We start from the raw sequence: 10,101 nt of genomic DNA, 5'->3' as shown, positions 1-10,101 counted from the left end.
TTACAGAGGTGAGATAAGGTTGAATACGTTAATGGCTTTCTAAAATTAGGTGAAAGCGATGGAATACCTTCTCGATGATATCGACCGACAAATTTTAGCCTGCCTGGTCGAGGATGCCCGCATGTCTTTGAAGGTGCTCAGCGGACGCATCGGTCTGACTTCCCCCAGCACGGCAGAGCGCCTGAAAAGGCTGGAAGAGCGCGGTGTGATTCAGGGGTATGGCGCACGGGTGAATCTGGTGGCGCTGGGGTATACGCTGCAGGCGCTGGTGCGCGTGCGGCCTTTGCCGGGGCTGTTGCATAAGGTGGACAAGTACATTCAGGCGATGCCGGAGTGTATTGAGAGCGACAAGGTCACCGGGGAAGATTGCTTTGTTATTAGGCTGGTGGTGCGATCGATAGAGCAACTGGATACGTTGCTGGACGGTCTGGCAGAGCATGCCCAGTGTAATACGTCGATTGTGAAAAGCTCGCCGGTGAATCGCCGTTTGCCGCCGATGTAGGTTTCTGTCGCCGGGTGGCGGCTGCGCCTTACCCGGCCTACAACGACGGATTCAGTTCAGTTTTATAATGATTTTTTTGGATTATTCGGGAAGTGATGGTGGTGGGGGAAGGATTCGAACCTTCGAAGTCGATGACGGCAGATTTACAGTCTGCTCCCTTTGGCCGCTCGGGAACCCCACCAGGGGTAATTCAAATTTTGATGTCGTGCTGAGAGATGGTGGTGGGGGAAGGATTCGAACCTTCGAAGTCGATGACGGCAGATTTACAGTCTGCTCCCTTTGGCCGCTCGGGAACCCCACCACGGGGTAATGCTTTTAACTGGCCTGCTTCCTGCTGGAAGCGGGGCGCATCATATCAAATGAGACGCCCCTGTAAAGCATTCCTTTAGGGAAATGAAGCTGTTTGCCTGCTTTTTATCCGTAAAGGCGCAAAGCTAATCAATTCATTTTCCGAAAGATTAAAGAATGATGGTTCTGTTGCCGTACACGAAGACCCGCTGCGCAAGCACCTGATACAGCGCACGACTCAATACGTTCTTCTCTACGTCACGCCCCGCACGCATCATGTCCTCGGCAGTGTAGGTGTGATCCACGTGAATCACGTCCTGCATGATGATTGGACCTTCGTCCAGGTTGTCATTCACGTAGTGCGCGGTCGCACCGATGATCTTCACGCCACGTTCGTACGCCTGGTGGTAGGGACGCGCACCAATAAAGGCCGGCAGGAACGAGTGGTGAATGTTGATGATCTTGTTCGGGAAACGCGACACGAAGGATGGCGTTAACACGCGCATGTATTTCGCCAGCACCACGTAGTCCGGGCTATGCGCTTCAATGGCCTGTGCCATCAGATCGTCGTGTTCTTCACGGGTATGGCCTTCGTGGCTCACCAGCTCGAACGGAATATCAAAACGCTCAACCAGCGTGCGCAGCGTCTCATGGTTGCCAATAACGGCAGCAATTTCAACGTCCAGACCGCCGTAGTTTGCTTTCATCAACAGGTCGCCAAGGCAGTGTGCTTCTTTGGTCACCAGGATCACGATGCGGCGCCGACCTGCTGGGGTTAGTTCGCGCACGGAACCTTCAGGAAGCGCGCTGTCCAGATCGGCAAGCAGGGTGGTGTCGTTGAAAATACCTTCCAGCTCGGTACGCATAAAGAAGCGGCCGGTACGGTGGTCAACGAACTCGTTGTTCTGCACGATATTCAGTTCATGTTTGTAGCAAATGTTGGTAATTCGTGCGATCAGCCCTTTTTGATCGGGACAGATGGTGCGCAGAACTTTACGTTGTAATGATTGCATCGCCGGGAAATCCTGTTTGTATTTGCGAAGTCTGGGCTGTCAGGCATTACTGCCCGCAACACTTTTTAAATTTTTTACCTGAACCACATGGGCAGGGATCGTTACGACCAAATTGTGGGCGCGTTCCGTCAATATAATACCACTGCCCGCTTTCCTTTAAGAACCGGGAACGCTCGATAATGGCACCAGGTTTATTACTCTCGGTAAAACGGGCAACAAAGCTGACGTAACCTTCATCAGCATGACTGCCTGTTGCGGATTCATAGACGGTAAGGCCGAGCCACTGCGTGTTCGCGAACCCGGCTTCGATGTCCTGTCTGAATTCGTCAGCGTGGCAGGAGGGATGCCAGGTTTTGATCAGGTAGTCTGCGTCTTTGATCACAAAAGCAGTGTACCGTGAACGCATGAGGTGTGACGGGTCTGGTGCAACCTGATCGCCAGACAGATATCGCTGGCAACATAGGCTATACTCCAGAGCGCTACCACAGGGGCAGAGTTGAGACACGATTCTCTTCCTGGAACAAAAAATAAAGGCGTTAAACGCTTCGGGTAGCACTATGTTAACTGAGCTATTGCGTTGACGCTATGTCAGGAATCCAGGGGAAGTAAAACAGGACTAATGAGAAAGGTTAAAATTGGACTGGCGCTGGGCTCAGGTGCAGCCCGGGGATGGTCACACATCGGCGTAATTAATGCCTTAAACAAGATGGGCATTGACGTTGATATTGTCGCAGGGTGTTCAATAGGATCGCTTGTCGGCTCCGCTTACGCGTGCGGGAAGCTTCCGGAACTCGAGACGTGGGTGCGCTCCTTCAGCTACTGGGACGTGCTGCGTCTGATGGACCTCTCGTGGCAGCGCGGTGGGCTGTTGCGCGGCGAACGCGTGTTCAACCAGTTCCGCCAGGTTATGCCTCTCGAAGACTTCACTGATTGTCAGATGCCCTTCGGCGCCGTCGCGACGAACCTCAGCACGGGACGCGAACTCTGGCTGACCGAAGGGGATATTCACCTTGCCGTGCGTGCCTCCTGCAGTATGCCGGGGCTCATGGCGCCTGTCCCACACAACGGCTACTGGCTTGTCGACGGTGGTGTCGTGAACCCGGTCCCCATCTCTTTGACCCGTGCAATGGGGGCAGACATCGTGATTGCCGTCGATCTGCAGCACGACGCTCACCTGATGCAACAGGACCTCATGCCGGTCAATCTCCAGAGCGAGGATGCCGAGGGCGAGAAACTGGCCTGGCATGAGCGCCTGCGCGGAAGAATCGGGCGTATGGCCGCACGTCGCTCGGTTACCGCGCCGACGGCAATAGAAATCATGACCACGTCAATCCAGGTACTGGAGAATCGCCTTAAGCGCAATCGTATGGCAGGCGACCCGCCAGATATTCTTATTCAACCCTACTGTCCGCAAATATCTACCCTTGATTTCCATCGGGCTGAGGCCGCCATCGCAGCGGGCTCGTTAGCCGTCGAAAAGAAAATGGACGAGTTGTTGCCTTTTGTGCAAGCAGCACGTTAAGCACCTTTTTTTGATTACTTCAGCAAAATCTGACAGGCGATAGTGCCGATAGCATGCCACTATTTAGTTACTGTCAGCCAGGGGAGGAACCATGACGCAGCCATTGGCCGGAAAACACATTTTGATTGTTGAAGACGAGCCCGTTTTCCGATCGCTACTGGAATCGTGGTTATCCTCGCTGGGAGCAATCACTTCACTGGCTGAAGATGGCATCGACGCTCTGGAAAAAATGATCAGCATTACGCCCGATTTGATGATTTGCGACATCGCGATGCCGCGCATGAACGGGCTGAAGCTGGTTGAACATCTGCGCAACGAAGGCAACCAGACGCCGATTCTGGTGATCTCTGCCACAGAGAATATGGCGGATATCGCCAAAGCATTACGTCTTGGCGTACAGGATATTCTGCTTAAACCGGTCAAGGATCTGAACCGGCTTCGTGAAACGGTCTTAGCGTGTCTTTATCCCAATATGTTTAATTCCCGGGTAGAGGAAGAGGAGCGTCTTTTCCAGGACTGGGATGCCCTAGTGAGTAATCCTCCTGCCGCAGCGAAACTGTTGCAAGAACTCCAGCCTCCCGTACAGCAAACTATTTCACACTGTCGCGTAAATTATCGCCAGCTGGTGGCGGCTGACCAGCCAGGACTGGTGCTGGATATCGCGCCTCTGTCTGATTCCGACCTTGCGTTTTATTCTCTGGATGTCACCCGGGCGGGGGATAATGGTGTATTAGCCGCGTTACTTCTACGCGCGCTATTTAATGGTTTGCTGCAGGAACAGTTATCGCATCAGGGACAACGGCTGCCGGAGTTAGGCAGTTTACTCAAACAGGTAAACCAGCTTTTTCGCCAGGCCAATTTGCCCGGACAGTTCCCGCTGCTGGTCGGCTATTACCACAGCGGTTTAAAGAATCTGATCCTCGTTTCAGCAGGTCTCAACGCTTCACTGAATACCGGTGAACATCATATTCAGGTAAGTAACGGTGTGCCGCTTGGGACATTGGGAACGGCGTATCTTAATCAAATTAGCCACCGCTGTTCCTCCTGGCAGTGCCAAATTTGGGGCGCCGGGGGACGGCTACGCTTAATGTTGTCCACGGAATAAGCAATTGGATCTTAATTTTAAGATTGCTTTACCTGTGTTTTGCGGGGAGTGCTACTATCGCTGCCCAGTTTCATGCGTATTTATCCTAATTGATCGGCAACGCGTTCTTTTCAGACCCGGACTGCGGGGCGAGGCTGATATACTCAACGCGTTATTTATTGCATAAAAGTTCAAAACTTGAACAGCTCAGGAGAATTTGAATGGCTGCCCTAAATTCGAAAGTCAGAAAGGCCGTCATCCCGGTAGCGGGATTGGGGACCAGGATGTTACCAGCAACTAAGGCGATTCCTAAAGAGATGCTGCCTCTGGTTGATAAGCCATTAATCCAGTATGTCGTAAATGAATGTATCGCAGCCGGCATCACTGAAATTGTGCTGGTTACGCATTCATCAAAAAACTCTATCGAAAACCATTTCGATACAAGCTTTGAACTTGAAGCCATGCTGGAAAAGCGTGTTAAGCGTCAGCTGTTAGAAGAAGTTCAGTCTATTTGCCCTCCACACGTTACCATTATGCAGGTTCGCCAGGGCCTGGCTAAAGGTCTGGGCCACGCTGTTATGTGTGCGCATCCTGTTGTGGGTGATGAGCCTGTCGCGGTAATTCTGCCTGACGTTATTCTGGACGAATATGAATCCGATCTTTCTCAGGATAACCTGGCTGAGATGATCAAACGTTTCGACGAAACAGGCAGCAGCCAGATTATGGTTGAGCCTGTTGAAGACGTGACGGCGTACGGTGTGGTTGACTGCAAAGGCGTTAACCTTGAGCCGGGCGAAAGCGTGCCAATGGTAGGCGTAGTAGAGAAGCCTAAAGCCGACGTAGCGCCTTCAAACCTGGCCGTCGTAGGCCGCTACGTTCTGAGCGCGGAAATCTGGCCTCTGCTGGCGAAAACGCCTCCAGGAGCGGGTGATGAGATCCAGCTGACGGATGCCATCGATATGCTGATCGAGAAAGAGACCGTTGAGGCTTACCATATGAAAGGTAAGAGCCACGACTGCGGTAATAAGCTCGGTTATATGCAGGCGTTTGTTGAATATGGTATTCGCCACAATACCCTTGGCGAAGAATTTAAAACCTGGCTCAAAGAGAGCGCTGGTTTTAAGAAATAAGCCAGGGCTGCAAATGTTCGAAACCGGTGAGGCGTTGCCCACCGGTTTTTTTTATGCCCAAAACACCCCGGAATCAGCGTGGTTGTAAGCGTGGTGAAATAGCCGAATAACGCTTTATGACAGAGTGTAAGGGGATGTTTGCGACAAATTTTGGTTAAAAAAAATCCCGCATTACGCGGGATTTTTCTGAATGTGGCGTGATTAATCCTTGATCAGGAAATCATCCAGCTGTTTACCTTGCTCATCCATGGCTTTCTTGATAACAGCAGGAGTACGACCCTGGCCAGTCCAGGTTTTAGTTTCGCCGTTCTCGTCAACGTAGCTATATTTAGCAGGACGAGCAGCACGCTTGGCTTTGGTACCGGTTTTAGCGGCAGCCATGCTGTTCAGCAATTCATTTGGATCGATACCATCAGCAATCAGCATTTCACGATATTGCTGCAGTTTACGAGTGCGCTCTTCGATTTCAGCAGCAGCAGCGCTTTCTTCTTCGCGACGTTCATTAACTACAACTTCTAATTTTTCCAGCATTTCTTCAAGCGTTTCGAGGGTGCATTCTCTTGCCTGCGCACGAAGAGTACGGATGTTGTTCAGAATTTTAAGTGCTTCGCTCATTGTAGTAATCTCAAACTTATAATGGGGGGTGGTTTGTTGACCTAATAATAGAGCCATAAATTCAGATGTGCAATAGCCAGGAATGTAAGGAATTCAAAAAATACTAAATAATGTCACTATTATTAATTACGCTAACTTAAATTTCATCACCCGACTGTCTCGCCTGTTATCACGTAAACCTGCTTAACCCGGTCGATTGCATCTTTTTTTTGTGACATTTACCGCAGGAATTATAGTTGCGGCGGATAAATATCAGCCTTTTGTATTAGTTCCCACCCGTGATGTTAAGACTGAAATAGTTAATAAATGGTGAATTTTAATGAACGGTGATTCCACTATAAAAAGAAGTGTTATGTTTGGCTGAACATATAACATATTGCCCTGGCTCAATGCGTTTACTTCATGTTTTAACGGATTATTTTCGTAAACAGAAGGCGCTGAGCTCCGCGCTGAACCGCTTCCTCTGTGCGCTGTATCGCTGATGACCTGACAAAATATGGTACAATGACTCATCGGGAATATTACACATTGATTGGGGTTTTTACGGCCAATGGCACAACTTTATTTCTACTATTCGGCGATGAATGCCGGTAAATCCACCGCGTTGCTGCAATCCTCGTACAATTACCAGGAGCGCGGGATGCGTAGCGTTGTTTATACGGCTGAAATTGACGATCGCTTTGGCGCAGGGAAGGTGAGCTCCAGAATAGGGCTCTCGTCGCCTGCCAGGCTGTTTAACCCGAAAACCGATCTGTTTGAAGACATTCGCACAGAACATGCTGCTCAGCCCATTCACTGTGTCCTGGTAGATGAGAGCCAGTTTCTGACGCGTGAACAGGTTCACGCCCTTTCTGAAGTGGTTGATGAGCTCGATATCCCGGTGCTTTGTTACGGACTGCGCACGGATTTCCGCGGTGAGCTCTTTGCCGGGAGTCAGTATTTGCTTGCCTGGTCGGATAAACTCGTCGAACTGAAAACGATCTGCTTCTGCGGTCGCAAAGCCAGTATGGTGCTTCGTCTCGACCAGGCCGGAAAACCTTATGCAGACGGTGAGCAGGTGGTGATAGGCGGTAATGAACGCTATGTATCGGTATGTCGTAAGCATTATAAAGAAGCGCTGTCTGTAGGCTCCCTGACGGCGATTCAGCACGACAACAGGAAATAAGGTCAGCCCTTATTGTTCAGACATAAAAAACCCGCCATAAAGGCGGGTTTTTCATTTGCTGTCAGTTAAGCGCTTTTCTTCGCTTTCTTGTCAGCTTTGATGACAGGAACTTCTGTTTTCACAGCGGCAACGTCATTTTCTTTGAACTCACGACCGTAGAAGGTATCCAGCAGAATCTGTTTCAGCTCGGAGATCAGTGGGTAGCGCGGGTTAGCACCAGTACACTGGTCATCGAATGCATCTTCAGACAGCTTGTCTACGTGAGCGAGGAAGTCAGCTTCCTGAACGCCCGCTTCACGGATAGATTTAGGAATACCCAGTTCAGCTTTCAGGCTTTCCAGCCATGCCAGCAGTTTCTCAATCTTCGCAGCAGTACGGTCGCCCGGTGCGCTCAGACCAAGGTGGTCTGCGATTTCAGCGTAACGACGGCGTGCTTGCGGACGGTCGTACTGGCTGAAAGCAGTCTGCTTGGTTGGGTTGTCGTTAGCGTTATAACGGATAACGTTGCTGATCAACAGGGCGTTCGCCAGACCGTGAGGAATGTGGAACTGAGAACCCAGCTTGTGCGCCATAGAGTGGCAAACACCCAGGAAGGCGTTCGCAAACGCGATACCAGCGATGGTTGCTGCACTGTGAACGCGTTCACGTGCTACAGGGTTTTTAGACCCTTCGTTATAGGACGCTGGCAGGTTTTCTTTCAGCAGTTTCAGAGCCTGCAGAGCCTGACCGTCAGAGAACTCAGACGCCAGTACAGAAACGTAGGCTTCCAGGGCGTGAGTTACCGCATCCAGACCACCGAACGCACACAGTGACTTCGGCATTTCCATGACCAGGTTCGCATCAACGATAGCCATGTCTGGGGTCAGCGCATAGTCAGCCAGTGGGTATTTCTGACCTGTTGCATCGTCTGTTACTACCGCGAATGGTGTCACTTCTGAACCGGTACCGGAAGTCGTGGTTACCGCGATCATCTTCGCTTTTACGCCCATTTTCGGGAACTTGTAGATACGTTTACGGATGTCCATAAAGCGCAGCGCCAGTTCTTCGAAGTGGGTTTCAGGATGCTCGTACATGACCCACATGATTTTCGCGGCGTCCATTGGGGAACCACCACCCAGTGCGATAATCACATCTGGTTTGAAGGAGTTAGCCAGCTCAGCACCTTTACGCACTACGCTCAGGGTAGGGTCAGCTTCAACTTCAAAGAACACTTCAGTCTCAACGCCAGACGCTTTCAGCACAGAGGTGATCTGGTCAGCGTAGCCGTTGTTGAACAGGAAACGGTCAGTCACGATGAGCGCACGTTTGTGGCCATCAGTAATCACTTCATCCAGCGCGATTGGCAGTGAGCCACGGCGGAAGTAGATAGATTTCGGAAGTTTGTGCCACAACATGTTTTCAGCTCGCTTAGCAACGGTTTTCTTGTTGATCAGATGTTTTGGACCAACGTTTTCAGAGATGGAGTTACCACCCCAGGAACCACAACCCAGAGTCAGGGAAGGTGCGAGTTTAAAGTTGTACAGGTCACCGATACCACCCTGAGAAGCAGGGGTGTTAATCAGGATACGTGCAGTTTTCATCATCTGACCGAAGTGAGCAACACGTTCTGGCTGGTTATCCTGGTCGGTGTACAGACAAGACGTGTGACCGATACCGCCCATGGCAACCAGCTTCTCGGCTTTCTCTACCGCGTCTTCGAAATCTTTCGCACGGTACATTGCAAGCGTTGGAGACAGTTTTTCGTGTGCAAACGGCTCGCTTTCGTCGACAACTTTCACTTCACCGATCAGGATTTTGGTTGTTGCCGGAACGGTAAAGCCTGCGAGTTCAGCAATTTTGTACGCTGGCTGACCCACGATGGCGGCGTTCAGCGCGCCATTTTTCAGGATGATGTCCTGAACCGCTTTCAGCTCTTTGCCCTGCAGCAGGTAGCCGCCGTGGCTGGCGAAACGTTCGCGAACAGCATCGTACACGGAATCAACAACAACAACAGACTGTTCAGATGCACAGATCACGCCGTTATCGAAGGTTTTAGACATCAGTACAGACGCAACGGCACGTTTGATGTCAGCGGTTTCGTCGATAACAACTGGGGTGTTACCGGCACCAACACCGATGGCCGGTTTACCGGAGCTGTATGCGGCTTTAACCATGCCAGGACCACCGGTCGCCAGGATCAGGTTAATGTCCGGATGATGCATCAGGGCATTGGACAGCTCAACGGAAGGTTGGTCGATCCAGCCAATCAGATCTTTTGGTGCGCCAGCAGCGATCGCCGCCTGCAGGACAATATCCGCAGCTTTGTTAGTCGCGTCTTTCGCACGTGGGTGTGGAGAGAAGATGATTGCGTTACGGGTCTTCAGGCTAATCAGTGATTTGAAGATAGCAGTAGACGTTGGGTTGGTAGTCGGAACAATACCGCAGATGATGCCGATAGGTTCAGCGATGGTGATGGTACCGAAGGTGTCGTCTTCGGACAGCACGCCACAGGTTTTCTCATCTTTATAGGCGTTGTAGATATACTCGGAAGCAAAGTGGTTTTTGATCACTTTATCTTCCACGATACCCATGCCGGATTCGGCAACGGCCATTTTAGCGAGAGGGATTCGAGCATCTGCAGCAGCCAGTGCGGCCGCGCGGAAGATTTTATCAACCTGTTCTTGGGTGAAATTGGCATATTCACGCTGGGCTTTTTTAACGCGCTCGACGAGTGCGTTCAGTTCAGCGATATTAGTAACAGCCATAATGCTCTCCTGATAATGTTTAAACTCTTTTAGTAAAC

The 10,101-nt window shown here is 50.9% G+C and carries 9 protein-coding genes and 2 tRNA genes; 5 read left to right on the top strand and 6 right to left on the bottom strand.

Annotated elements, in window-relative coordinates:
• Positions 1–58 precede the first annotated feature (58 nt).
• Complete coding sequence (locus tag KIF87_RS02395; RefSeq protein ID WP_213327794.1) at positions 59–502, top strand: Lrp/AsnC family transcriptional regulator; 444 nt, start codon at positions 59–61, stop codon at positions 500–502.
• 96 nt (positions 503–598) lie between these two features.
• Here KIF87_RS02395 and KIF87_RS02390 read toward each other — a convergent pair.
• The 4 genes from KIF87_RS02390 to KIF87_RS02375 all read right to left on the bottom strand — a co-directional run bounded on the left by KIF87_RS02390 (position 599) and on the right by KIF87_RS02375 (position 2,308).
• Positions 599–683, bottom strand: a tRNA-Tyr gene (locus tag KIF87_RS02390).
• Between the two features lie 35 nt (positions 684–718).
• Positions 719–803: transfer RNA gene (locus tag KIF87_RS02385), tRNA-Tyr, on the bottom strand.
• Positions 804–960: 157 nt separating this feature from the next.
• Positions 961–1,803: a formyltetrahydrofolate deformylase gene (gene purU, locus KIF87_RS02380; RefSeq protein ID WP_193940688.1), complete on the bottom strand. Its 843-nt coding sequence runs from the start codon at positions 1,801–1,803 to the stop codon at positions 961–963.
• Positions 1,804–1,849: 46 nt separating this feature from the next.
• Positions 1,850–2,308: a YchJ family protein gene (locus KIF87_RS02375; protein ID WP_213327793.1), complete on the bottom strand. Its 459-nt coding sequence runs from the start codon at positions 2,306–2,308 to the stop codon at positions 1,850–1,852.
• A gap of 114 nt (positions 2,309–2,422) precedes the next feature.
• Here KIF87_RS02375 and rssA point away from each other — a divergent pair, with 114 nt between their 5' ends.
• The 3 genes from rssA (at position 2,423) to galU (ending at position 5,539) form a co-directional block, all read left to right on the top strand.
• Positions 2,423–3,325, top strand: a complete 903-nt coding sequence (gene rssA, locus KIF87_RS02370; protein ID WP_202761666.1) for a patatin-like phospholipase RssA — start codon at positions 2,423–2,425, stop codon at positions 3,323–3,325.
• 91 nt (positions 3,326–3,416) lie between these two features.
• Entirely contained in the window at positions 3,417–4,430 is a 1,014-nt protein-coding gene (gene rssB, locus KIF87_RS02365) for a two-component system response regulator RssB (protein ID WP_121424027.1), read from the top strand.
• A gap of 200 nt (positions 4,431–4,630) precedes the next feature.
• Positions 4,631–5,539, top strand: a complete 909-nt coding sequence (gene galU / locus KIF87_RS02360; protein WP_121424025.1) for a UTP--glucose-1-phosphate uridylyltransferase GalU — start codon at positions 4,631–4,633, stop codon at positions 5,537–5,539.
• A gap of 201 nt (positions 5,540–5,740) precedes the next feature.
• Here the strand turns inward: galU and hns are convergent, their stop codons facing one another.
• The gene (gene hns, locus KIF87_RS02355; RefSeq protein ID WP_008502781.1) at positions 5,741–6,154 is read right to left on the bottom strand and encodes a histone-like nucleoid-structuring protein H-NS; all 414 of its coding nucleotides are present in this window, start codon (positions 6,152–6,154) and stop codon (positions 5,741–5,743) included.
• A 550-nt stretch (positions 6,155–6,704) separates the two neighbouring features.
• On the opposite strand from hns, the gene tdk reads away from it, so the two are divergent.
• The gene (gene tdk / locus KIF87_RS02350; RefSeq protein ID WP_213327792.1) at positions 6,705–7,319 is read left to right on the top strand and encodes a thymidine kinase; all 615 of its coding nucleotides are present in this window, start codon (positions 6,705–6,707) and stop codon (positions 7,317–7,319) included.
• A 65-nt stretch (positions 7,320–7,384) separates the two neighbouring features.
• Here tdk and adhE read toward each other — a convergent pair whose 3' ends face one another.
• Entirely contained in the window at positions 7,385–10,063 is a 2,679-nt protein-coding gene (adhE, locus tag KIF87_RS02345) for a bifunctional acetaldehyde-CoA/alcohol dehydrogenase (protein ID WP_213327791.1), read from the bottom strand.
• Between the last annotated feature and the right edge of the window lie 38 nt (positions 10,064–10,101).

The organism is Enterobacter sp. 120016 (assembly GCF_018383635.1).
GTDB classification, from domain to species: domain Bacteria; phylum Pseudomonadota; class Gammaproteobacteria; order Enterobacterales; family Enterobacteriaceae; genus Enterobacter; species Enterobacter asburiae_D.
Note: the sequence above shows the minus strand (reverse complement) of the source record. Positions and strands in the feature narration are given on the sequence as shown.

Bases quoted from the DNA above. Each gene is read 5' to 3' on its own strand.
- KIF87_RS02395 (WP_213327794.1), top strand. From the start codon at position 59: ATGGAATACCTTCTCGATGATATCGACCGACAAATTTTAGCCTGCCTG.
- purU (WP_193940688.1), bottom strand. From the start codon at position 1,803: ATGCAATCATTACAACGTAAAGTTCTGCGCACCATCTGTCCCGATCAA.
- rssA (WP_202761666.1), top strand. From the start codon at position 2,423: ATGAGAAAGGTTAAAATTGGACTGGCGCTGGGCTCAGGTGCAGCCCGG.
- rssB (WP_121424027.1), top strand. From the start codon at position 3,417: ATGACGCAGCCATTGGCCGGAAAACACATTTTGATTGTTGAAGACGAG.
- galU (WP_121424025.1), top strand. From the start codon at position 4,631: ATGGCTGCCCTAAATTCGAAAGTCAGAAAGGCCGTCATCCCGGTAGCG.
- hns (WP_008502781.1), bottom strand. From the start codon at position 6,154: ATGAGCGAAGCACTTAAAATTCTGAACAACATCCGTACTCTTCGTGCG.
- tdk (WP_213327792.1), top strand. From the start codon at position 6,705: ATGGCACAACTTTATTTCTACTATTCGGCGATGAATGCCGGTAAATCC.
- adhE (WP_213327791.1), bottom strand. From the start codon at position 10,063: ATGGCTGTTACTAATATCGCTGAACTGAACGCACTCGTCGAGCGCGTT.